The following is a 24,376-nucleotide window of genomic DNA, read 5'->3' on the forward strand; positions in this document are numbered from 1 at the left end:
AGCATATTTACCGAAACCGCAGCCACACGATGACCAACAGCACCACCGCCAGCACCCCGTCCGCAGCCGCGCCCAACGTCACCCGGGAACAAAAGAAAGGAAGCCTGTCCACCTTGCGCGGCTTGCTGCCGTTCCTGGCGCCGTACAAGCGTCAATTCGTCATGGCCGGTATCGCGCTGGTGGTCGCCGCCTGCGCCACCCTGGCCATTCCAGCCGCCTTCAAACAGATGATCGACCTCGGTTTCGGCGGCACCGGCGACAAGAGCATCAAGCATGTGGATCTGGTCTTCCTGGCGCTGTTCGGCGTCGCCACCGTGCTGGCGTTGGCCACGGCCGCGCGCTTCTACACCGTCTCCTGGCTGGGCGAGCGGGTCACCGCCGACATCCGCAGCGCCGTCTACCGGCATGTGGTCACCCAGAGCCCCGAGTTTTTCGAGACCACGCAGACCGGCGAAGTCCTGTCGCGCATCACCACCGACACCACGCTGATACAAGCGGTCGTCGGCACCAGTATCTCGATGGCGCTGCGTAATGTGCTGTTGTTCATCGGCGGCCTGGTGATGCTGTTCGTGACCAGCGTTAAACTGTCGGCCATCATCATCGGCCTGCTGGTGCTAACGGTGCTGCCAATCGTGATGTTCGGCCGCCGCGTGCGCGAGCTGTCGCGCGACTCGCAGGACCGCGTGGCCGACGCCTCGGCCATGGCCGGCGAAATCCTCAACGCCATGCCGACCGTGCAGGCCTTTACGCACGAGACGATCGAATCGAACCGCTTCGGCGCCTCGGTCGAAGGCGCATTCAAGACCGCGATGCGCCGCATCCGCGCCCGCGCGCTGCTGACGATGATCGCCATCGTGCTGGTGTTCGGCACCATCGTCTTCGTGCTGTGGCTGGGCGCCCACGCCGTGCTGTCGGGCGACATGACCGGCGGCGACCTGGGTCAGTTCATCCTGTATGCCTCGATCGTCGCCGGCGCCATCGGCGCCTTGTCCGAAGTGATGGGCGAGGCGCAGCGCGCCGCCGGCGCCACCGAGCGACTGCTGGAACTGATGGCCGTCAAATCGAACATCCAGTCGCCGGCCAAGCCGCTGGCGCTGCCGCCGCGCGCCGCCAACGGCGCGGCCCTGACCCTCAACGATGTCACCTTCTCGTATCCGTCGCGGCCCGAGACGGCGGCGCTGGGCCACCTGTGGCTGGACATCAAACCCGGCGAGACGGTGGCCGTGGTCGGCCCTTCCGGCGCCGGCAAGACCACGCTGTTCCAGCTGTTCTTGCGGTTCTACGATCCGCAAAGCGGCAGCATCAAGCTCGATGGCGTGGACATCACGCAGCTCGACCTGCATACGCTGCGCGACGCCATCGGCATCGTGCCGCAGGATACGGTGATCTTCTCGGCCGACGCGATGGAAAACATCCGCTACGGCCGCGCCGGCGCCACCGACGAGGAAGTGATCCAGGCCGCCAAACTGGCCGCCGCCCACGAATTTATCGAACGCCTGCCGCAAGGGTACAAATCGTTCCTGGGCGAGCGCGGTGTGCGCCTGTCCGGCGGACAGCGCCAACGCATCGCCATCGCCCGCGCTTTGCTGAAAAACCCACCGCTGCTGCTGCTCGACGAAGCCACCAGCGCGCTGGACGCCGAATCCGAGCGCCTGGTGCAAAAGGCGCTGGAGGCGGCGATGGTCGGCCGCACGACGGTCATCATCGCCCACCGCTTGGCAACGGTGCAGCGCGCGGACCGCATCATCGTCATGGAAGACGGCAAAATCGTCGAAACCGGCACCCACACCTCGCTGGTGGCGCTGGGCGGCATCTACGCCAACCTGGCCGCACTCCAGTTCCACAACGTCCACACCGCGCATTGATCGGGGTATCATTCGTTCTTTCAGGAGAATGAATTGACCGACGCCGAACTGCGCCTCCGCTGCCGCACCCACCTTCCCGGCCATCGCCAGCCCTCACCCGCGCAGCTGTTCGCGGCGATGGCGGCGTGGTGCGAAGCCAACGGCGTGGAGCACGACACCTACGGCAACGGCACCCTGATCCAGGACTTCGAGCAAAAGATCGCAAAACTGCTGGGGTTCGAGGCGGCGCTGTTCTGCATCACCGGTACCATGACGCAAGCCACCGCGCTGCGCATCGCCTGCGAGGAACGCGGCAGCAAACTGGTGGCGCTGCACCCGACGTCGCACATCCTGCGCCATGAACGCGGCAACCATCAGCTGTTTGACCACTTCCACGCCTTGCAGATCGGTGACCAGAACCGTCCGTGGACGCTGGAAGAACTCCAGGGCATTCCCGACAAACTGGGCGCGGCGACGCTGGAATTGCCGATGCGCGAGATCGGCGGCCAATGCCCGGAATGGGACGATCTCACCGCCATCAAGGCTTACTGCCACGAGCAAGCCATCCATTTGCACCTGGATGGCGCCCGCCTGTGGGAAACCGCCGCCGCATACGGACGAACGGCAGGCGAAATCGCCGCCGGCTGCGACACGGTGTACGTGTCGCTCTATAAGGGCATAGGCGGCATGGGCGGCGCCATGCTGCTTGGCTCCTCCTCGTTTGTCGCCAAGGCGCAGGAGTGGTACCGCCGCCAGGGCGGCAATGTCTACCAGCGCACGCCGTATGTGGTGGCCGCCGCGATGCAGTTCGATGCCCGGCTGGCGGCAATGCCGGATTACTTCCGCCGCACGCTGTGGCTCTATGAGACGCTGCGCGACTATCCGCTGCTGACGCCCAATCCGGCGAGCCCGCAAGCCAGCATGCTGCACCTGCATCTGCCGGTGAGCCGCGACCGCGCTTTGAACATCCGCAACCTGATCGCCGAACGGCACAGCGTATGGCTGTTCAATGGCGCCAGCCACGGCGCGCTGCAGGACCGCAGCTCGGTGGAGCTGTACATCGGCGACAACCTGCTCAACATGCCGGACGACCGCGTGCGCGAGATACTGTCGCTGTGGTCCGCCGCACTGGCCAACTAATTTCGCACAAGCCGGGACAACCGGCTACACTGCGCCCTCTTTTCGTTTTACTGCACATACAATGACCTTCCAAGCACTCGGCCTGATCGATCCAATCCAGCGCACGCTGGACACCCTGGGCTACAAACAGCCGACGCCCGTCCAAAAGCAAGCCATTCCCGTCGTCCTGGCGGGCCGCGACCTGATGGCCGCCGCCCAAACCGGCACCGGCAAGACGGCCGGCTTCGCGCTGCCCATCCTGCAGCGCCTGACGATGGACGGCGTGACGGCGCCGAAAGCTGTACGGTGCCTGGTGCTGGTGCCGACCCGCGAACTGGCCGAGCAAGTCTACGAAAGCTTCCGCACCTACGGCGGCAATCTGCCGCTGCGCTCCGCCGTGGCCTACGGCGGCGTGCCGATCGAGCCGCAGATCACCAAGCTGCGCAAAGGCCTGGACGTGCTGGTGGCGACGCCCGGGCGTCTGAAGGACCTGCACGACCAGGGCGCGATCAGCTTCACGATGCTGCAAACGCTGGTGCTGGACGAGGCGGACCGCATGCTGGACCTGGGCTTCGAGCGCGATCTGGACATCCTGCTGGCGGCCCTGCCGAAAAAGCGCCAGACCTTGCTGTTCTCGGCGACCTTCTCCGACGAGATCCGCAAACTGGCCAAAGGTATGTTGAAGGACCCGGTATCGATCCAGGTCAGCGCCAGTAACACGGCCGTCAAAAGCGTCAAACAATGGCTGATCCCCACCGACAAGCGCCGCAAGCCGGAACTGCTGCTGCATCTCTTGAAGAAGCTTCAGTGGGGCCAGGTGCTGGTATTCGTCAAAACGCGAAAAGGTGTCGAAACGCTGGTCAAGACCTTGCAGGAGCACGGCATCTCCGCCGACTCCATCCACGGCGACAAGACCCAGCCGGCGCGCCTGAAGGCGCTGGCGCGCTTCAAAAAGGCCGAAGTGCAGCTGCTGGTGGCGACCGACGTCGCCGCGCGCGGGCTGGATATCGAGGCGCTGCCGCAGGTGGTCAACTTCGATTTGCCGACCGTGGCGGAAGACTACATCCACCGCATCGGTCGCACCGGCCGCGCGGGCATGGAAGGCGAAGCGGTCTCGCTGGTGTGCGCCGACGAAGTCGAGATCCTGAAGGCGATCGAAACGCTGACCGGTCAAGTGATCCGGCGCGAAGAGGAACCGGGCTTCGAGGCCGATCACCGCGTGCCGGAAACCGGCCCGAAAGGCGTGGCGGCTGCGCTGGCAAAGAAGGCGGCGGCCGAAGCGCCGGCCAAGAAAAAACGTCCGTTCACCGGCCCGGCCGGTGGAACGGCGGCCGGCAAGGCCCCTGGCGGAGCGGCGGCCGGCAAAGCGACCGCGCGTCCGGCTGGCGGCGACGCCTCCCTCGGCACCTGGACGCCACCCGTGCCGGCCGCCGGCAAAGGAGCCGGTGGCGCTCGCTCCGCTGGCGGCAAAGCCGGCACGGGCCGCATCTATGGCGGTGGCGGCAAACCGGCTGCGCCGAAGGGTGCTGTCGTCGTCACCGGCGGGCGTGGCGCCAAATCGCTCGCCCGCGCCGCCGGCAAAGTAACCGCGCAACCGGGCGGCCGCAAGCCCAAGTCGGGCAGCCGCTAACAGGACCCGACCGGCATGATCAAAAAGATAACGCGACGCCAGGCGATCACGCGAACATCGATAGCGCTTGGCGGCGCGTTACTGAGTGGCCTGGCCCCGGCGCTGGCCGCACCGGTCGGCGCAAAGTCGGCGCAACGTCCCAACATCCTGCTGCTCATTGCCGACGGCTGGAGTTGGCAAGGCGCCGAGGCGATCGACAGACTTGGCATGCGCATGGCGACTTTCGCGCGCCTTCAGCGCGAGGGCATCGGCTTTGAAAATGCCTTTATCGAATCGCCGGGCGCGCAACTCCCGTACATAGACCTGCTCGAAAACACTGGCTACGTGGTCGTCAGCGACAATTTCGACGCGTTCCTGGGTAATCGTCCCGCTGGCAAACCTCTTTTGTTCTGCCTTGAATCGAAAACTTTACCCCGTCGCTCCAAAGCGCCAGTGGATAGCGCAAACCTCATCGTGCCGTCCTACCTGCCCGACACGCCGGCGGTGCGTGGCGATATCGCGGCCTACCGTTCGGAGATCGAGCGCTTCGACCATGAAGCGGGCTTGCTGCTCGACCGGCTGGAACGCGCGGGTCAGTTGTCCAATATCCTGGTTGTCATGACCGGCAAAGGCGGCTGGCCCTTCCCTCGCGGCGCGGGAACGCTTTACGACGCTGGAACCCACGTGCCACTGGTCGTCATGTACCCCGGCAAATTGGATGGCGGCCGCGTATCGAAAGCACTGTTCAGCAGCGCCGATCTCGCCGCGACAGTCCTTGATGTCGCCGGCGCGGCCAAGCCAATGACGACAGGCGGGCAGTCTGTTGTGCTAACCAGCAGCGAAAGCTATCCTGCCCGCGCGATCAGAACCCCTCACTACCTCTACATCCGGAACCTGCACCCGGAGCGCTGGCCGGCCGGCGCTCCGGCGCAGCAAGCGGTGACGCCGGCGCAGTTGGACAGCGTTATCAGCTCGGCCTTCGCCCACATCGTCCCGAGCGCCACGAAAACGTCGATGATTGTCGGTCGTGGCGCTTCCGCCATGGACCGGCTGCTAGATCTTGCGACCGGCAAGCGCCCGTCGGCGGAGCTGTACGACGTGCGTACGGACCCTTACCAGCTCAATAATCTGGCCGCCGATCCAGCGATGAAAGCGGTCCTCGCACGCCTGGACAAGCAGCTAACGCGTCATAACAGAGAGACATAGCGCGGATTAGCCCAGCCTAATCGGCCATGCACGTCTCTGATAAAATAGCCGGCTTTAGAGCCGCAACGCTCACGTTGGAGAACATATGCAGCAATACCAGGAACTGATCCAGACCGTCCTCGACACCGGCAGCTGGCAAGACAATCGCACCGGTATCCGCACCCTGAGCGTGCCGGGCGCGATGATGCGTTTCGACCTGCTGAACGACGGCTTCCCCGCCGTGACGACCAAGCGCCTGGCCTTCAAATCCGTGGTCGGCGAACTGTGCGCCTTCCTGCGCGCCTCCCGCAGCGCCGCCGACTTCCGCGCGCTGGGTTGCAAGGTCTGGGACCAGAATGCCAACGAAAACAAGCAATGGCTGGACAATCCCTATCGCCTCGGTGAGGACGACCTTGGCCCGGTCTACGGCGTGCAGTGGCGCCAGTGGCCCGGCTTCAAGCTGATCGACGTTGACCAGCCCGCGCAAATCGCCGACGCCCAGAAGAACGGCTTCCGCCTGATCTCCCAGTTCGACGACGCCGGCGTGCCCAAGGTCCTGCTGCACAAATCGATCGACCAGCTGCGCGAATGCCTGGACACCATCGTCAACAATCCGGGCAGCCGCCGCATCCTGTTCCACAGCTGGAATCCGGCGGTGCTGGACGCCGTCGCCCTGCCGGCCTGTCACCTGCTCTATCAATTCATTCCCAATCCGACCACGCGCGAGCTGTCGATGTGCCTTTACGTGCGCTCGAACGACCTGGGTCTGGGCACGCCGTTCAATCTGGCGGAAGGCGCGGCGCTGATGCACCTCGTCGGCCGCCTCACGGGCTACACGCCGCGCTGGTTCAGCTACTTCATCGGCGATGCGCATATCTACGAAAACCATATGGACATGGTGAAGGAACAGCTGACCCGCGCGCCGTTCGCCGCGCCGCAGTTGCGCATCTCGGACCGCGTGCCGGACTTCGCCAAGACCGGCAAGTACGAGCCGGAATGGCTGGAGAAGATCGAACCGTCCGACTTCTCGCTGGAAGGCTACCAGCACCACGCGCCGATCACGGCGCCGATGGCGGTATGACGCGGCTGGACTTCATTCCGGGCACGTTGTGCGACGAGCGGATGTGGTCCAGGCTGACGCCGTTGTTGGGTGACGCGTTCGAGTTCAATTTCGTACCGCTGCACGAGGCCCGCACGCGGCGGCAGATGCAGGAGCTGATTGCCACGCACAGTGCGCCGGCGGCCCATCTGGTGGCGTTTTCACTTGGCGCTTACCTGGCGATCGAACACGCGGTGGCCCATCCCGAGCGGGTGAAATCGTTGATATTGATCGCCAATTCAGCCAAGGGATTGAAGCCGGCGGAGGTGCTGGCGCGCGAACGCATCGTGGCGATGTTGGAGCGGAACGCGTATGCGGGGATGTCGCGGCAGCGGTTGCGCGAGTTGCTGCATCCATCGCATCTGGACGCTGAGGCGATTGTCGGACCGATCCAGCAGATGGCGCTGGATCTTGGGAAGGATGTTTTACTGACGCAGTTTGCCACGACCATCGACCGGCCGGATTTGATGGACCGGTTGGCGGAGTTGAGTTTTCCGGTGCTGATCGTTGGCGCGGAGGAGGATAATCTGGTGCCGTCGGAGGATCTGCGGCAGATGGATGCGCGCTTCCCCAACGCCAGCTTGCAGATGCTGGCCGGTGATACCGGACATATGATTCCGTTGGAGGCGCCGGAGGCGCTGGCGCAGCATATGCTGGCCTTCCACCAAAGCGTCCACCACGATATTTAATATCTTCTAAACCACGTAGGGCGGATTAGCGAAGCGTAATCCGCCAATGCATGCGTCGCCAACGGCTCATAGACGGCGGATTACGGCGTTCCGCCTAATCCGCCCTACGTGTTTCAGAAACGATTCGCGTTAGCGTAAGCCATCAGGCCCATTTAAGCGGCGTTGGCCAACTCCACCAAATCCACCGTCTTCAATCCGGACAAGTCCTGCGACAGATCGCCGACGAACGCCGCGCGGCTGGCCTGCCCGTCCTTGATCCACGTGCGCACAGCGACGCGGATATCGTCCAGCGTGCAATTGAGCACCCCGCTACGGAACTGCTGACGCAATTCCTCGCTGATCCCGCGACGGTACAAACTCCACGCGTGCGTGACCTGCTCATGCGGAGAATTCGGTTTATCCAGCCCTTTGATCACGCAGATGATTGCCTCTTCCAACTCCTCCTGCGAGAAGTCGTTCTCCAGCATCTGATCGATCGCCACGTCGAAGTCGGCGTAGGTCTCGGCCAGGCGCGGATCGCGGTACGACGCCATGACGAACGTACCACTGCCGCCGCCATAACCCGCGCTACCGCCATACGCCCCGCCCTTTTCGCGCAAGGCCGCATGCAGCAACTGGTTGGTCATCAGCTCCGCAGCCACGGCCAGCGCCGCAGCGCCTTCTTCATGCACCATCGGCGCGCGCCAAGCCACCACGCAGTGGTTGATCTGGCTGACCGCATGCAGCGCGGCATCCGCCAGCGGCAAACTCTCCGGCGCCGCCGACGTACCAGGCGCCTCGGCCTGCGATGCCGGCAGCTTGACCATGCGCGCGAGATCGGCGCTGTCGTCGCCGGAACCGGCCGACAGCATGATCGGCGTCACGCCGGTCACACGCTTGTGCAGCGCGCTCAGACGCTCGGCGATGGCTGCGATGCCTTCCGGTGTTTTGCTCTGCTCGAGCAGCTTGCCGTAGAACGGCAGCGACGCCGCGCCGCCGACCACGTCGTCGAAACGGCGCAGCGGCGACAGCGGCGCGGTTGCGGCCAGCATGGCATAACGGTTGCCCGCCTGCGCCAAACCGGTAAGACGGTCCTGGGCTTCGCTATCGATCAGGAAGGCCAGGCGTTCATGCTCGTCGAAGCGCGTTTCCGACAGGGTGCGCGAAATCAGTTCCGCGATGCCCTCGTGATCTTCGCGCAATCCGCTGGCGCCGAACCACAACTCCAGGTTTAACGCGCCGCCAGGCTGCTGGGTCGCATCCAGGCCGACGTCGAACGATGGCGCCATCAGCTGGCGCCAGGCGTCGGCATCCTCGTAGTCCATGTCGCCGACACCGATCTCGGTGACCACGTCCGCGTAAAGACGCAGCCAAGGCCAGTCGGCGGCTTCAAAATGCGACACGTCATAGTTCACGCGCGCATACGACAAACCGTTGGAGGCAATGGTGAACGGCAGCACGCGGCCACCCTGGCCGGCGAGCGGCTCGGGCAAAGGCAGCGCAGGCGCCGGATGGATGCTGACATCCGACGGACGAATGCGCGGCAGCACCTCGGAATTGGACGGCAATTGCTGGTGCTTGTCCAGCGCCACCGTTTCGGCTTCGATGCGGGCGCGCTCGTCGTCGGTCAGCGCGGCCTCGCGTATCGCCAGTTGCGCTTCCTCCATCGCGTCGCGGGCCGTGAAGTAAGTGGCGTCCGGGATGACGCTGGTGGTCAGGCGGGTCGGGCTTTCCAGCAGCGAGCGTACCAGCGATTTGAAGTAGTCCGGGTCCTGGATCGCCTCTTCCAGCTTGGCCAGGTGGGCCTCGCCGTCCAGCGCATCGAACACGTCGCCGTTGCGCATGGCAACCGGCAGCGCATGCAGCAGGCGGCTCAAGGCGTTCGGCATGTGGGAGTTGGCGGTGTCGCGCTGGCTGTAGCGGATGTCGCGCAACGCGGCCTGCAGCGCGTCGGTCGGGACGCCCTGCTTCGCCGCGCGCTCCAGCGCGGACCAGATGCGCACGCGCGCTTTTTCGATCTGCGGCTCGGTCAAACCTTCCATGCCGACGTGGAAAATCAGCTGGCGCGGGCCGTCGTCATGGCCGTTCAGGCGCGATGGACGACCGTAACCTGCCGATTCCATCGCCTTCATCAGCGGCGAGGAGGCGTCGCCCAGCAGGCCCGCGTCGAGCAGATAGGCGTTGTAATAGGCCATCGGGTCGGTCGATTCGCCCAGCAGCCACGAGAACTGCAGGCCGAATTCGTCGGCCTTGGCCTGTTGCGACGGGATGCGCACGTCGTTGACGCGCGGCTCGGTCCAGTATTCCGCCAACTGCGGCAGCATGCGCTCCTGCGCGGCGGCCGGCAATTTGGACAGCACGCGCAGCTTGATCTGCTCCTGGATTTCCTCGGCGCTGATGGCGCCCGCCGTCATGAACACCGCTTGCGACGGATGGTAATGACTGGCGTGGAATTCCTTGAGCATTTCGTGCGTCAGTTCCGGGATCACCAGTGGATCGCCGCCGGATTCCACTTCATAGGTCGTCCCTTTGAGCAGCGTGCCTTCGATGCCGCTGTACAGCGCGCGCATCGGATCGTTGAAGGCGCCCTTCATCTCGTTGAACACCACGCCCTGGTAGGCCAGCTTGCCGTCCTTGATGACATGGCGCCAGCCTTCCTGACGGAAGTTCAGGTAGTCCAGGTTCGGGAAGAAGGTCGCGTCCAGGTATACGTCGAGCAGGTTGAAGAAGTCCTTGCGGTCGGTGCTGGCGAACGGATAGACGGTACGATCGGCGTACGTGAACGCGTTCATGAAGGTGGCGGTGGAGCGGCGCAGCATCGAGAAAAACGGATCGCGCACGGGATAACGCTCGGAGCCGCACAGCGACAGGTGCTCCAGAATGTGGGCGCGGCCGTCGCTGACGTCCGGCACCGTCGGGAAGGCGACCAGAAACACCAGCTCCTGCTGGTCGCTGGCCAGGTGGATGTGGCGCGCGCCGCTGCGCGGCTCGATATATTCTTCAACGGTCGCTTGCAGGGACGGGATGGAACGGCTGCCGGTTTTTTCGAAATTCGTCATAGGTACTCGGTATGGCCATCAGGCCGGATTCATAGGGTGTTCGCGCCAGCGTTCGCGCTTGCTACGCGCTCTGGCAAATTACTCAACGGTCATGGAAGCGGACCGCAATTTCAACGATAATACCAGCCACCGGGAATTCTCACCCAACCTTACAGAGTATCCATGAGCACACTGACCATCATCGTCGCCACCGACCAGCAAGGCGGCATCGGCATCAACAACACTTTGCCGTGGAAATTGCCGGAGGATCTGGCCCATTTCAAGCGCCTGACCACCGGCCATCCGATCATCATGGGCCGTAAAACCTTCGATTCGATCGGCCGTCCGCTGCCCAACCGCCGCAACATCGTCATCACCCGCAACGCCGGCTGGCGCCACGACGGCGTCGAGGCGGTCGACTCGGTCGACGCGGCCATCGCGCTGCTGGACGGCGCCGAAGGCTACGTCATCGGCGGCGCCGAGATCTACAAGCAGTCGATGGCCGTGACCGACCGTTTGATCGTCACCGAAGTCGGGCAAACCTTCGACTGCGACGCCTTCTTCCCCGCTATCGACCACGCGGAGTGGGAAGAAACCGCCCGCGAGCAGCACACCTCCGAAACCTCCGGCTTGCCGTACGCGCTTGTCACCTATCGCCGCAAAGTCTAACCGCCATAAAGTTTTAACTCTCTTCAAGGATCCAACAATCATGTCAGGCCAAGGTTTTCACGTACACGGACCGCACGATCACGCGGTGGAACACGCAGCCCACGGAAACGATGGCTTTTCAAACAATATTGCCGTCATGACGGCGATCCTGGCGACCGTGGGCGCCGCATTCGGCTATCTGGGCGGGGCGACACAGAACGACGCGGCCATGTTCAAGAACAACGCGGCGATCGACAAGACGCAAGCCGCCAACAGCTGGAATTACTATCAGGCCAAGTCCAGCAAGCAAAATCTGGCCGAGCTCGCCATGACTTTGCCCGGCGTCGATCCCAAGAAATATGAGGCCGAGGTCGCCCGCTACAAGGCCGAGAAGGACGATATCCGCAAGGAAGCGGAAAAATGGGAGGAATCGTCGAAGGAATGGAATCACAAGTCCGACGAGGCGATGCACCACCATCACCAATGGGCGCTGGCGACCACCGCCGAGCAAATCGCTATTTCGCTGGCAGCGATTACGTTGTTGACGCGGAAGAAATGGATGATGGGCCTGGCGTACGGCGTGGCCGGCGTCGGCATCGTGATGGGCATCTTTGCCTGGCTCCACTAAGGTCGGGCGGGCTGTAATACGCCCGTCACACCGCTGAGGCACTCTACTGCGCGGTTTGGTCATTTTTTCTATATGATATTTTTTTCCCGCAGCGGGCGCATTTCTGCGAGAATCCCGTTCTTATTTTTTTTCTGCGATCCCTAGCAATAGTGTCGCGCCCTGTCCGCCCCTTCACATTTGTCAGGGGCGGCTTGCTTTTTTGGAGACATGCATGAAATTTCGTTTCCCCATCGTCATCATCGACGAGGATTTCCGTTCCGAGAACACGTCCGGCCTGGGCATTCGCGCCCTGGCCGATGCAATGGAAAAAGAAGGCATGGAAGTGGTGGGCGTGACCAGCTACGGCGACCTGTCCCAGTTCGCCCAGCAGCAATCGCGCGCGTCGGCCTTCGTGCTGTCGATCGATGACGAGGAATTCGGCGCCGGCTCGGTCGAAGAGACCGACACGGCGTTGAAGTCGCTGCGCGCCTTCGTCGAAGAAATCCGCTACAAGAACGCCGACATCCCGATCTACCTGTACGGCGAAACGCGCACCTCGCGCCATATCCCCAACGATATCCTGCGCGAGCTGCACGGCTTCATCCACATGTTCGAGGACACGCCGGAATTCGTCGCCCGCCACATCATCCGCGAAGCCAAGTCCTATCTGGACGGCCTGTCGCCGCCGTTCTTCCGCGCGCTGGTCCACTACGCCAACGACGGTTCGTACTCGTGGCACTGCCCCGGCCACTCGGGCGGCGTGGCCTTCCTGAAGTCGCCGATCGGCCAGATGTTCCACCAGTTCTTCGGCGAGAACATGCTGCGCGCCGACGTCTGCAACGCCGTCGAGGAACTCGGCCAGCTGCTCGACCACACCGGCCCGGTGGCCGCGTCCGAGCGCAACGCAGCGCGCATCTTCAACGCCGACCACTGCTACTTCGTCACCAACGGCACGTCGACATCGAACAAGATGGTCTGGCACTCGACCGTGGCGCCGGGCGACATCGTCGTCGTCGACCGCAACTGCCACAAGTCGATCCTGCACTCGATCATCATGTGCGGCGCGATTCCGGTGTTCCTGATGCCGACGCGTAACCACCTGGGCATCATCGGTCCGATTCCGCTGGAAGAGTTCTCGATGGAAAGCATCCAGCGCAAGATCGAGGCGAACCCGTTCGCCCGCGAAGCCAAGAACAAGAAGCCGCGCATTCTGACCATCACCCAGTCGACCTACGACGGCGTGGTCTACAACGTCGAGACCCTGCGCGAGCTGCTGGACGGCAAGATCGACACCCTGCACTTCGACGAAGCGTGGCTGCCGCACGCCACCTTCCACGATTTCTACAAGGACATGCACGCGATCGGCAAGGACCGTCCGCGCGCGAAAGAGTCGATGATCTTCTCGACCCAGTCGACCCACAAGCTGCTCGCCGGCCTGTCGCAGGCCTCGCAAGTGCTGGTACGCGAATCGGAAACGGTCAAGCTGGACCGCGACGCTTTCAACGAAGCGTACCTGATGCACACGTCGACCTCGCCGCAGTATTCGATCATCGCCTCGTGCGACGTCGCCGCCGCCATGATGGAAGCGCCGGGCGGCACCGCGCTGGTCGAGGAATCGATCCTGGAAGCGCTGGACTTCCGCCGCGCGATGCAAAAGATTGACCAGGAATGGGGCAAGGACTGGTGGTTCCAGGTGTGGGGTCCGCAAAACTTCGCCGAAGAAGGCATCGGTTCGCGCGAAGACTGGGTCATCCGCGCAGAGGACGACTGGCACGGCTTCGGCAACCTGGCGCCGAACTTCAACATGCTCGACCCGATCAAGGCCACCATCGTCAATCCGGGCCTGTCGCTTGACGGCCAATTCGCCGACAGCGGCATTCCGGCGTCGATCGTCACCAAGTACCTGGCCGAGCACGGCGTGATCATCGAGAAGTGCGGCCTGTACTCGTTCTTCATCATGTTCACCATCGGCATCACCAAGGGCCGCTGGAACACCCTGCTGACCGCGTTGCAGCAGTTCAAGGACGACTACGACAAGAACCAGCCGATGTGGCGCATCCTGCCGGAGTTCGCGGCCGCCAACCCGACCTACGAAAAAATGGGCCTGCGCGACCTGTGCCAGCAGATCCACGATTTCTACAAGGCCTACGACGTCGCGCGCCTGACGACCGAGATGTACCTGTCGGACATGATCCCGGCGATGAAGCCGTCGGACGCCTTCGCCAAGATGGCGCACCGCGAAATCGAGCGCGTGGCGATCGAGGAGCTGGAAGGCCGTATCACGTCGATCCTTCTGACGCCTTACCCGCCGGGCATTCCGCTGCTGATTCCGGGCGAGCGCTTCAACAAGACCATCGTCGACTACCTGCGCTTCGCGCGCGACTTCAACGAGCGCTTCCCGGGCTTCGAGACGGACGTGCACGGCCTGGTCAAGCGGGAGGTCGACGGCAAGCGTGGTTACTTCGTCGATTGCGTCAAGCTGGACGCTTGATGCGGTGAGTATGGTAAATTGCGGGCGCGGGCATCCTGCCCGCCCCGTAGTTATCAACTAAAGACAAGACACTTATGCGCCTTATTATTGCCCTGATCCTGCCGTGGCTGACCTTCTTCACGATCGGCCGTCCGTTCGCCGGCATCATCTGCCTGATTTTGCAAATTACCCTGATCGGCTGGCTGCCAGCGGCGATCTGGGCGGTGTACGCGCTGAGCCAGTACAAGACCGACCAAAAGATCCGCGACGCCATGGGCGGCCGGTAACGCCCAGCGTCAAGCGGCCACGCCCACCGTCAACGTGGCGACATAACCATCGGTGGCATTCCCCGTCACCGTGGTCATTTGCAGCGAATACCCATCACTGAACACGTTGTCGGTCGCCAGGCTGATCGCGGCCATATTGCGCACGCTGGCGCTGTAGCCGGTGGTGGCGTACACCTCGTTGCAGGTCGCCACCGGGAAGCTGAACTGCGACGTTTTGAGGCGATTCGACGCGCTCGTCGCCGCCGACAACGACCGGTACACCTCGAAGTGCACATGCGGCACGCGTCCCGAGTAGCAGCCGGGGAAGATGGTTGTAAACGACACACTGCCGCTGCTGTCGGTCGCCTGCACACCGCGCAGATAGTTTTGCGTCGTCACGCCGCTGGAGTACAGCGAGTAATTGCCGTCGCGGTCGCAGTGCCACAGGTACACCGCGAAACCCTCAAGCGTCGCGCAACTGCCGTTGGTATTGACGATCTGTAGCTTGACGGTCAGCGGCACGCCGGCGGCCACGCCCGTGGGTCCATTAAAGCTGCCGCGAATGTCGCTGCGCACGACGCCCGATTGCGTCAGCACATTGACCACGCCGCTGGAATTGCTGTTGGTGCCATCGGCCGGATATGGGCCGCCGGTTTCCTCCGGTATCACCGAGCAGGAACCGGTGGTGGTCGGCGTGGTGGTAGTGGTTGTGGTGGCTGGCGTCGTGACCGTCGCGGTCGTGCTGCTGGTATCGGTGGCGCTGTCCGAACCGCCGCCGCAACCCATCATCGGCAGGGCCGAAGCGCCCGCCAACAGCCAGCGCAACGTCTGGCGACGGTCGCTGTTCAGATTGAGCATCGCGGCCAGATCGGCGGCCAGGCTGTGTTCGTTTTCGTCATGATGTTCCATGCTTGCTCCCCTTTTTTTAGTTGAACCGCCACCCCGCGTCCGCCGGGATGGTCGGTTGGTGCTTCCGTAAAATCTAGGGACGCGGACGGCGCGGCTTGTCCCTGCCATCCTTGTCCCCCTCCAACTTCTTGCGCTGCTCGGGCGTCAGGACCGCCAACAGCTTTTGTTCGGTACGCACGCGCTGTAAGGAAATGTTGGCCATCGCGGTGGCGGCGGCCTGTGCCAGCGCTGCGGCTTTGGCGTCGTCGTACTTCTCGGCGCCGGCCATCTCGCGCAGCGCTTCCTGCGCCTTGGCGGCGGCTTTGGCCTGTTCGCGCAGATACGGCTTCTCCTCATGCAGGATCGCGAACACCTTGTCGTCCTGCGCTTCGCTCAACGCGACGGAGCGCAAAAACAGCGGGCGCCCCACCATGCCGGCCATGCCCGGCGGACCGAACGGCGGCAGGCCGCCCTGCATGCGCGGACCGGCTTCGGGTCCATCGCGGTCGGGCCCGCCATGCGGCATGGCCGGGCGGTGGTCTTCGATCTCGTTGGCGCCGGTGGCGCCGGCGCACAACGGCAGCGCCACGGCCATGGCGAGCAAGAGCTTCCGTACGCCTGTTTTGTTATTTTTCATCTAAGTCCATCCTCATCTCAACTGGGAAACGCCATTTTCTAGTTGCCCCATGTTAAGTAGCGTAAGGACAACGTAAATCGGCGTAAAAGCCTGATTCCTGGCCGAGTTGCGCATGGGCAAGCCGTTGTAAATCGGCGTAAAAGTGAGCTGACATGCCCTTTCCGGCTGGTATGATTGCCGATCCTTATAGAAAGAATCGCGCAGCAATGAAGAGCAAAGTACTGTTGATCGACGACGACATCGAGCTGGTGGGCATGTTCCAGGAGTATCTGGAGCAAGAAGGCTTCGACGTCAAAGCCGTGCACGACGGCGAAGCCGGCACCTCCGAGGCGGCCACCGGGCAGTACGCCATCGCCATCCTCGACGTGATGATGCCGCGCATGAACGGTCTGGAGACGCTGCGCCGCATCCGCACCAACAGCCAGCTGCCGATCCTGATGCTCACCGGACGCGGCGACGACACCGACCGCATCGTCGGCCTCGAGCTGGGCGCCGACGATTACGTCACCAAGCCCTGCACGCCGCGCGAACTGACGGCCCGCATCCGCGCCATCCTGCGCCGGGCGCAGAGCGCGCCGACCGACAACGGCACGCCGGCAGCGCTCAACGTCGGCCAGCTGACCATGTGGCCGGAGCAGCGCCGCGCCGCCTGGGCCGGCGCCAAGCTGGAACTGACCAGCACCGAATTCAACCTGCTCGAAGTCCTGGCGCGCAACGCCGGACGCCCGGTCAGCAAAAACACCCTCTCCGAACAGGGACTCGGCCGCCCGCTGGCGCGCTTCGACCGCAATATCGACGTCCATCTGAGCAGCTTGCGCCACAAACTCGGCACCATCGCCGACGGCCGCTCCTGCCTGCAAACGGTCTACCGCCTTGGCTATCAGCTGATCAAGGAGTAAGCCCGTGGGACGTCTGTTCTGGAAGTTCTTCGTGTGCATACTGCTGGCACAGATGACGGCAACCGTCGGCGTCGTCGGCGGCATTTGGCTCAAGGACCGCAGCCAGCAAAAGGCCACCCCGGCCGACATCGACACCAGCCCGCCGGCGGAAATCGCCATCAACGCGGCCGCCGCCACGCTGGAATACGGGGGCACCAACGCCCTGCGGCGCATGCTCGATAATATGGACAGGCGGCGCGTCTACGCGGTCGATGACGAGGGCCGCGAAATGTTGGGCCGCATCGTCAGTCCGGCCATGCTGCGCGAGTCGCGCGCCCTGCTCAAGGACGACGGCAAGCGCCGCGTGGTGCGACAGGTGTACGACCCGCAGGGCAATCGCTATCTGCTGTTCCTGCCGTGGGCCGAGCGCCAGCGCGGCTTCGACAGCGAGTCGCGGCAACTGCTCGCCGGGTTGAAAAGCCAGCAAATGCTGTTCGAGGAACGGCGCATGGGTGGTGGTTTTGGCGGGCCTGGCGGTCCGCCGCCCGATGGCGCGGCCGCCGGCGGTCCGCCTCCCGGCCAGGCGCAAGGCGCCAATGGCGCGCCGGGCATGCAAGGCCCGCGGGGGCCGATGGGCCCACGATTCGAGCCGCTCAAGCCGTGGGTGCCGATCGTCGCAGCAATCTTCGCCAGCCTGTTGTTCTCCGTGATCCTGGCCTGGTATTTTTCGCGGCCGATCCGCGCCTTGCGGGCGGCCTTCGATGCCGCCGCCGGAGGCGACCTGGCACCGCGCTTCGTCAGCGCCTCCGGCAAAAGCCTCGCGGAACTGAACGACCTCGGTCGCGATTTCGACCGCATGACGGCGCGCCTGCGAAATCTGATCGACGGTCAAACGCGTCTGCTGCACGACGTGTCGCACGAACTGCGCTCGCCGCTGGCGCGGCTGCAGGCGGCGATCGGACTGGCGCACCAGCAGCCGGACAAAATCGCCGCCTCGATGGAGCGGATCGAACGCGAGAGCGTGCGCATGGACAAACTGGTGGGAGAGCTGCTGACGTTGGCGCGCCTGGAGGCCGGCGCGATCAAGGCCAGCCAGGAAGAGATCAGCATGGCCGATCTGCTGGAGCAAATCGCCGACGATGCCAGTTACGAGGCGGCCAGCCAGCAGCGCACCGTGGTGCGCGAGGGCGATGCCGACGTGCTGGTGGTCGGCCAGGCCGATTTGCTGGGGCGGGCGATTGAGAACGTGGTACGCAACGCCATCAAGCACAGTGCCGAAGGGGGCGAAGTGCAGTTGCAGGTGCGGTCCCTGCCCGAGGCGCGCCAGTTATGCATCCGCGTGCTGGATCGGGGGCCGGGCGTTACGCCGGCCGATCTGGAGACCATTTTCCAGCCCTTTTTCCGGTCGTCCAACGCCGGCACCGAGGGCCACGGCCTGGGTCTGGCGATCGCCCAGCATGTGATCGAAGCGCATGGCGGAAGTATAAAAGCCACCAACCGGGCGGGTGGTGGCTTGTGCGTGGAGATGATACTGCCGGTGAAGCTGTAAAAAAGCGTTATCCGTTGCGCCGGAATTCCAGGCGCTGGCTGCTCACGCCCTGGGTCACGAAGTCCGCGTCCGCCGGAATCTGAACGTTAAAGAAGTCCAGCTTGAATATCGGCAGAGAATTGAATTTCTTGGACTTGAACACCCCGCGATTCCGCTTGAGTTCGCTGTAACGGTCGCCGATGAATTCCCGGTTCACCGAGGTGAATGGCAGCATATGCTCGGCCATATCCGGGAAGTGCAACGTTGGATTTTTCCGCTTGAAGTCTTCGAAGATCTCGAACTGATCGCGGCAAATCACCTGGATCGCCGTTTCCGGGAAGTTGTTATGCTGCGTCCACAGGACATGCCAACCGCTGCTGGCCTGCTCGATGAAATCGCGCAGCCGTGGGCTCAAGATATACGCGTCCGACTCGATATGGATGATTTTATCGACGCCCAGTTCTCTCGCCACCTCGACGGAATGAAGAAAGCTGCGCCACCAACCGGGATAGTCCTTGATACTCTGCCGCCCCAGGTTATCGTCGAATCGAATGATTAAATCCTTATCTTCCACCGATGCCAGGGGAGCGGTATGGGAAACCGTCTTGATGATATCCGCCGGCGGCAGGTACGGCGACCCATCGTCGATCATCAGTCTTTTGACCACATCAAGCGGAAAATCCCGATAATAATCGAGCCAGCGCTTATATCGTGTCTCCCAGGCACGGGAGTCCCTGATATAGCTCGTACAAAAGATAATTGACTTCATTACGGTTGCGAGCGCCCTTAGGCTTTCGGCAAGGTCACGCCACGCTGGCCTTGATATTTGCCATTGCGATCCTTGTACGACACTTCGCACACTTCATCGCTTTCGAAGAACAGCACCTGGGCGCAGCCCTCGCCGGCGTAGATTTTCGCCGGCAGCGGCGTAGTGTTGGAGAATTCCAGGGTCACGTAGCCTTCCCATTCCGGCTCGAACGGCGTCACGTTGACAATGATGCCGCAACGCGCGTAGGTCGATTTACCCAGGCAGACGGTCAGCACGCTGCGCGGAATACGGAAGTACTCCATTGTACGGGCCAGCGCAAAGGAGTTCGGCGGGATGATGCACACATCGCTTTTGACGTCGACAAACGAATTCGAATCGAAGTTCTTCGGATCGACGATGGTGCTGTTGATGTTCGTGAAGATCTTGAATTCGTCGGCGCAGCGGATATCGTAGCCGTACGACGAGGTGCCGTAGGAGATGACTTTGCGGCCATCCTGCTCGCGCACCTGGTCCGGGAAGAACGGCTCGATCATCCCATGCTGCTCCGCCATGCGGCGTATCCATTTATCGCTTTTAATCGTCATCGCAAGGTATTCCTAAAATTGCCGGGAGGCGCTAAGCGCCGAATGGACGAGATTTTACGCGAAAGCCCCGTATTTAAGAACTTTTTTAGCGCCGCCGGCGGTGGATTGTTCGTCCAGCAGACCGGCGATCATGTCGGCCGTGGCGTCGGCCGCCGCCGCCGGCGTCTCCATCGGGAACAGGTGGCCGCCGGGGATCAGCCGGAAGTGGCGGCCCACCAGCGCCTGCGTGTGCTTATGGCCGGACTGGCTGGTTTCCCACGAATCGGTGCCGCCGATGAAGCCAATCGGCACCGGGAATTGTCCGCGCACGATTTTGGGCAGGTGATGGGGCAAGCTGGCGTAGACCGCCGTCTCGATCTCTCTCGTAAAGCGCAACTGAACGCCTTCCGGATGCGGTTTCATGCCGTTGTCGATGTAATCTGTCAGCACGCCCGGCGCCCAGGCGGCGAAGATATCCTTGCTGGCGAAGTGCTCATACGCGGCGGCGGCGCTGGGCCACACGTTGCGGCGGCGTTTGGAGAACTTGGCCGGCGGGACGTCATACGCCTTGCCGACCAATTTGATGGTGCGCCAGACCAGCGCGCGCCAGCCGGCGACCACCGGCGCGTCGAGCATAACGACACAGCGCACCAGGTCCGGCCGCGCGTGGGCCACCAATAAACTCAGCATGCCGCCCAGGGAGTGACCGACAAGGATCACCGGTTCCGTATAGCGCGCGGTCAGTTCGGCGATGTATTCTTCCACCAGATGCGGCCAGCAGTCGGTCACTGGATATTTCGGGTTATGCGCGTGCATATCGAGCGCCTGGATGTCGAATTGGTCGTTCAAGCGCTCGAAGAACTGGCGGTACACGCCCGCCGGATAGCTGTTGGCATGGGCGAAATGCAGCTTGGGCTTGCTCACAAGCGGTCTCCGTACGGTTATTGTCGACCAATTGTAACGGCAGTTCCCGCATGCGGCTGGTGGGAAGGCTCTAATTCAGCGGCCGTACCAGTAGCGGGCGTGCGTTTCGCGATAGCTGGCTATGTCGATCGTTTGGCCGAAATCAAGGGTCAAGGCGCCCGATTGGTCGGTCCGCAAGCGTTGGATCTGCAGTTCTCCATAGCGGTCGTAGACTTCCTTTTTGGGATGTTGATAGCGGTTGCGGTAGCCGACCTGGAACACGGCCGCCTGCGGATTCACCGCTTTTAAAAAATCCGGTGTCGAACTGGTGCCGCTCCCATGATGTGGAACCAGCAGGACATCGGCGCGCAACCGTTCCCGATCACGCGCCACGAGTTGCGACTCTTGCAAGGCTTCGATATCACCGGCCATCAGCATCGACTTGCCGCCGGCAGTGACTCTCAAAGTACAGCCACGCGCATTGGGTTTGAGCGTGTTGTCCGCATAGCTGGCGGCCAACGGATGCAGTATCTCAAAGCGCACGCCGTCCCACGTCCACGCCTGTCCGGCGGCGCATTGCACGTGCCGCCGGGCCGCCGCCACGATCGGATGATTGGGCAGCAGCGATCCGAGCACCCAATCGACCGGCAAGCCATCCAGCACGGTCAAGGCGCCGCCGGAATGATCGACGTCGCTGTGGCTGACGATCATCCCATCCAGCGACGCGATGCCGCGCGCCCGCAAATACGGCAGGATGACGCGGTTGCCGGCGTTGATTTCGGTGCCGTAGCTTGGACCGGTATCGTAAAGCATACGATGATGGCTGGTTTCGATCAGCAGGGCCATGCCCTGCCCCACATCGAAGGCGGTTACGGTCATGCGGCCCGGTTCCGGATGCGATGGCTCGGCCGCCAGCAACGGGATCCACGTCGCCAACCCGAGCCAGCGCGCCGGCCAGCCACGTGGCGCCAGCAGCCACAGGGTGCCGAACATGGCCCAACCGAAAAGCCAGAGCGGCGGTGTCGGCGCACGCCAAACGGCATAGCGCAAGCCGCTGAACCATTGCAGGCAAATGGTCAACCACTCGACCAGCAGATGCGCCAGGCCGAGCACCCACGCCGCCAAGGACATCGGCAGCATGCTGCCCACTAGCGCCAGCGGCGTGACGACAAGACTAATCAACGGTATCGCTACCGCGTTCGCCAAAGGGCTGATGACGGACACTTGCGCGAACAGCAGCATCGTCAGCGGCACCAGTCCAAGCGTGACGGCGTACTGAGTGTGCGCGCCAACGCGTAAGGCCTGCCAACATCGTGCGCCGAGCGTTGGTGCGGAATGCGCTCCGTGCGGCGCTTCATCGACGCCAGGCGCCCCCCGGTCGGGCCGCAACGTGGTGCGGCCGACGGTGGAATACAAGATGACCGCCACGGCACCGAACGACAACCAAAAACCCGGCCACAGCACCGCCCATGGGTCAAGCAGCACCACGACGCCAAGCGCGGTGCACAGCACATGCGAAACGCTGGCGATCCGGTTCAGCCACAGCGCGATGGCGACGACGATCAACATGTACAGCGTACGCTGCGCCGGCACGCCGAAGCCCGCCAACAGCACGTAGAACAAGGCGACCGCCGCGCCGACCAGCGCCGCGACTTTTTGCGCCGGCATCATCAACGGCAATTGCGCGCGGGTGAAAAACGAGTGCCTCCACAATGTGAAGGCGATCAGCGCGAACAATCCCGCCACCATCGTGATGTGCAATCCGCTGATGCTGACGAGGTGACCGATACCGGTATTGGTGAAGATCTTCCAATCCGACTGATCAATCCCGCGCTGGTCGCCGACGACCAAGGCGACGATCACGCCGGCGTAGGGTTTGTCGGGAAGCGCGGCAAGAATCCGCGCCCGCAGCGCGGCGCGGCAATGCTCGATGACGTTGCGGGTGCTGAAGACAAAATTTTCCAGGCGCCGATTGGCGTTATTCGGCCGCACGTAGCCGGTCGCGCGAACGCCCTGCTCCAATAACCAGGCTTCGTAATCGAAGCCGTATTCGTTGGCGTTGCCGTGAGGCCGCTGAAGGCGCACCGTCAGTTGCCAGCGCTCGCCCGGCTGCACGTCACCCACTTGCGTAATCTGATCGCGGAAGCCCGCGTACCACGATAGCGCAACACGCCGTGGAAGCTGCCGCGAAGTGCCGGCGACATTATCCGCCGCGACCACCCGCTCCACGACAAAGTTGAAACGCACCCCTTGCGCGAAACGGTAAGGCAAATTGTCGATAACGCCAATGACCGTGAAGTCGCGCCCTTCGTCGCTGGCGGCGAGGCCCGGTGCCAGGGCGAAATTCGCCAGCCAGGCGGCCCAAAAGAAGCCGGCAACCGTCCCTGCCAGTAGAGCATGCACAGCCCGTAACCGGCGATACATTTGACTCCGACACCAAACATGGCCGCGTCTACCAGAGCAAATTACAAAAATTGTCCAAAGGAAAAGCATCGTCGAGCTGCAATAAACCATCCCCAGCGATGGTAACTGTTGTTGCATCTGCAGAAAGGCGGTTCCGATTGCAAACCCAATAGTTAAGCAGCGCATTACCCACTTAGCTCGAATATAGTTTGTTCATGGCTCGATCATGCCTGTTGAGACGCGGTCGCTATTGACATATATCTGATCATCTCAAGTGACCCCGCTCTCTTAAAGTGTTGTTTTTTTAAGAATTCGTGTTAATTTTGATAATTTTGGAATATTATAGAATCACAAAAAACAGCGATAAGCACTGATGCCTGTCGCATCCAAAACCAGGAGGGCTTATGCGTCTCGTCTTACGGGCTTGCACTGCTGCACTCTTTTTTTTCCCATTGCTTGGTTGCAATTCTTTGTACAGTGGCTATTCGGTCACCCCGATAGAAGTAACAAAAGACAGCCCATACGCTAAACTGACCCAGCAGTTACGAAAATCGACCGCCAACGACGATCGCCTGATCGATGCCGCTTGTTTTGGCAGCGCTATTCCTGAGGGCGAGATTCCAAAATGCACTTCCCAACGGAATATGGCGATCGCCACGCTTGTCATCGCTTCGGAAGAGGCTTGTTTGCGGCATCGGCGCTCCATGTATGGCAATGAAGCAACATGGAACATCGGCTTCGGCACACTGACCAACTTATTTGCCGGTGCGGCATCGGTAGTATCCGCCGAGCATACCAAATCCATCTTGGCCGCCTTGGCATTGTTTTCCAACTCGGAACGATCGCTTGTCAATGAAACAGTCTATAAACAAATGTTGGTGACGGCTGTCGATAAAAAGATTGTTGAAATGCGCGACGAAAAAATGCGGAGTATTTACATCTTGTTAAAGAAAGATGACGTTTCCGCGTACTCCATACATGAAGCGTTGCGCGATCTCATTGTGCTCCACAACAAATGCTCATTTATAGATGGGCTTGAGAAAGCGCTACACGAAGGTACGCAGGACACATCGACCGTTAAAATGGCCCGCCTGCGGTCGAATCTTTTATTACTCCGGAGTGAAAGATCGCTCGTTAAAGAAGGCGAAAGCACGCATACAACGGGACTGGACGAGCGCATCAGGGCAGTCAACGCCGCCCTTCAGGCTGAAGAAGTCCGCTGACAGCCGATGAGATGCGACGATGCCTCCATAC

At 62.4% G+C, this 24,376-nt stretch carries 20 protein-coding genes; 13 read left to right on the top strand and 7 right to left on the bottom strand.

Annotated elements, in window-relative coordinates; genetic code table 11:
- Positions 1 to 29: 29 nt before the first annotated feature.
- From NHH73_17975 to NHH73_18000, 6 genes are all read left to right on the top strand, one after another.
- Positions 30 to 1,865 (top strand): ABC transporter transmembrane domain-containing protein, encoded by a 1,836-nt coding sequence (locus tag NHH73_17975; GenBank protein USX24500.1) that lies wholly within the window; start codon positions 30 to 32, stop codon positions 1,863 to 1,865.
- A 33-nt stretch (positions 1,866 to 1,898) separates the two neighbouring features.
- Positions 1,899 to 2,984, top strand: coding sequence for a beta-eliminating lyase-related protein (locus NHH73_17980; protein USX24501.1), 1,086 nt, complete (start codon positions 1,899 to 1,901; stop codon positions 2,982 to 2,984).
- 61 nt (positions 2,985 to 3,045) lie between these two features.
- The gene (locus tag NHH73_17985; GenBank protein USX24502.1) at positions 3,046 to 4,593 is read left to right on the top strand and encodes a DEAD/DEAH box helicase; all 1,548 of its coding nucleotides are present in this window, start codon (positions 3,046 to 3,048) and stop codon (positions 4,591 to 4,593) included.
- 15 nt (positions 4,594 to 4,608) lie between these two features.
- A complete protein-coding gene (locus NHH73_17990; GenBank protein USX24503.1) occupies positions 4,609 to 5,778 on the top strand; it encodes a sulfatase-like hydrolase/transferase in 1,170 nt (389 codons plus the stop codon).
- 85 nt (positions 5,779 to 5,863) lie between these two features.
- Positions 5,864 to 6,838 carry a thymidylate synthase gene (locus NHH73_17995; GenBank protein USX24504.1) on the top strand — a complete coding sequence of 325 codons (975 nt, stop codon included), beginning with the start codon at positions 5,864 to 5,866 and terminating at the stop codon, positions 6,836 to 6,838.
- Positions 6,835 to 7,545: an alpha/beta hydrolase gene (locus NHH73_18000; GenBank protein USX24505.1), complete on the top strand. Its 711-nt coding sequence runs from the start codon at positions 6,835 to 6,837 to the stop codon at positions 7,543 to 7,545. The genes NHH73_17995 and NHH73_18000 overlap by 4 nt, the downstream gene beginning before the upstream one ends.
- A gap of 152 nt (positions 7,546 to 7,697) precedes the next feature.
- Here the strand turns inward: NHH73_18000 and NHH73_18005 are convergent, their stop codons facing one another.
- Positions 7,698 to 10,583, bottom strand: coding sequence for an insulinase family protein (locus NHH73_18005; protein ID USX24506.1), 2,886 nt, complete (start codon positions 10,581 to 10,583; stop codon positions 7,698 to 7,700).
- A gap of 162 nt (positions 10,584 to 10,745) precedes the next feature.
- Here NHH73_18005 and NHH73_18010 point away from each other — a divergent pair, with 162 nt between their 5' ends.
- From NHH73_18010 to NHH73_18025, 4 genes are all read left to right on the top strand, one after another.
- Positions 10,746 to 11,231, top strand: a complete 486-nt coding sequence (locus NHH73_18010; GenBank protein USX24507.1) for a dihydrofolate reductase — start codon at positions 10,746 to 10,748, stop codon at positions 11,229 to 11,231.
- 40 nt (positions 11,232 to 11,271) lie between these two features.
- Positions 11,272 to 11,838 carry a DUF4337 domain-containing protein gene (locus NHH73_18015; GenBank protein ID USX24508.1) on the top strand — a complete coding sequence of 189 codons (567 nt, stop codon included), beginning with the start codon at positions 11,272 to 11,274 and terminating at the stop codon, positions 11,836 to 11,838.
- Positions 11,839 to 12,049: 211 nt separating this feature from the next.
- The gene (locus tag NHH73_18020; protein ID USX24509.1) at positions 12,050 to 14,308 is read left to right on the top strand and encodes an arginine/lysine/ornithine decarboxylase; all 2,259 of its coding nucleotides are present in this window, start codon (positions 12,050 to 12,052) and stop codon (positions 14,306 to 14,308) included.
- Positions 14,309 to 14,382: 74 nt separating this feature from the next.
- Positions 14,383 to 14,574: a YqaE/Pmp3 family membrane protein gene (locus NHH73_18025; protein USX24510.1), complete on the top strand. Its 192-nt coding sequence runs from the start codon at positions 14,383 to 14,385 to the stop codon at positions 14,572 to 14,574.
- 9 nt (positions 14,575 to 14,583) lie between these two features.
- On the opposite strand, the gene NHH73_18030 is transcribed toward NHH73_18025, so the two are convergent.
- Entirely contained in the window at positions 14,584 to 15,462 is an 879-nt protein-coding gene (locus NHH73_18030) for an intradiol ring-cleavage dioxygenase (protein ID USX24511.1), read from the bottom strand.
- A gap of 73 nt (positions 15,463 to 15,535) precedes the next feature.
- The gene (locus tag NHH73_18035) at positions 15,536 to 16,078 is read right to left on the bottom strand and encodes a periplasmic heavy metal sensor (protein ID USX24512.1); all 543 of its coding nucleotides are present in this window, start codon (positions 16,076 to 16,078) and stop codon (positions 15,536 to 15,538) included.
- 206 nt (positions 16,079 to 16,284) lie between these two features.
- On the opposite strand from NHH73_18035, the gene NHH73_18040 reads away from it, so the two are divergent.
- On the top strand, positions 16,285 to 16,977 hold the full coding sequence (locus NHH73_18040) for a response regulator transcription factor (protein USX24513.1): 693 nt from the start codon (positions 16,285 to 16,287) through the stop codon (positions 16,975 to 16,977).
- A 4-nt stretch (positions 16,978 to 16,981) separates the two neighbouring features.
- Complete coding sequence (locus NHH73_18045) at positions 16,982 to 18,505, top strand: HAMP domain-containing histidine kinase (protein ID USX24514.1); 1,524 nt, start codon at positions 16,982 to 16,984, stop codon at positions 18,503 to 18,505.
- Positions 18,506 to 18,512: 7 nt separating this feature from the next.
- On the opposite strand, the gene NHH73_18050 is transcribed toward NHH73_18045, so the two are convergent.
- The 4 genes from NHH73_18050 to NHH73_18065 form a co-directional block, all read right to left on the bottom strand.
- Positions 18,513 to 19,253, bottom strand: coding sequence for a hypothetical protein (locus NHH73_18050; protein USX24515.1), 741 nt, complete (start codon positions 19,251 to 19,253; stop codon positions 18,513 to 18,515).
- A 17-nt stretch (positions 19,254 to 19,270) separates the two neighbouring features.
- A complete protein-coding gene (dcd, locus tag NHH73_18055) occupies positions 19,271 to 19,837 on the bottom strand; it encodes a dCTP deaminase (protein ID USX24516.1) in 567 nt (188 codons plus the stop codon).
- Positions 19,838 to 19,891: 54 nt separating this feature from the next.
- Positions 19,892 to 20,740: an alpha/beta hydrolase gene (locus NHH73_18060; GenBank protein USX24517.1), complete on the bottom strand. Its 849-nt coding sequence runs from the start codon at positions 20,738 to 20,740 to the stop codon at positions 19,892 to 19,894.
- A gap of 75 nt (positions 20,741 to 20,815) precedes the next feature.
- The gene (locus NHH73_18065; protein ID USX24518.1) at positions 20,816 to 23,308 is read right to left on the bottom strand and encodes a DNA internalization-related competence protein ComEC/Rec2; all 2,493 of its coding nucleotides are present in this window, start codon (positions 23,306 to 23,308) and stop codon (positions 20,816 to 20,818) included.
- Positions 23,309 to 23,526: 218 nt separating this feature from the next.
- Between NHH73_18065 and NHH73_18070 the strand changes: the two genes are divergently transcribed.
- The gene (locus NHH73_18070) at positions 23,527 to 24,345 is read left to right on the top strand and encodes a hypothetical protein (GenBank protein ID USX24519.1); all 819 of its coding nucleotides are present in this window, start codon (positions 23,527 to 23,529) and stop codon (positions 24,343 to 24,345) included.
- Positions 24,346 to 24,376 lie beyond the last annotated feature (31 nt).

The organism is Oxalobacteraceae bacterium OTU3CINTB1, from assembly GCA_024123955.1.
GTDB lineage: Bacteria > Pseudomonadota > Gammaproteobacteria > Burkholderiales > Burkholderiaceae_D > Rugamonas.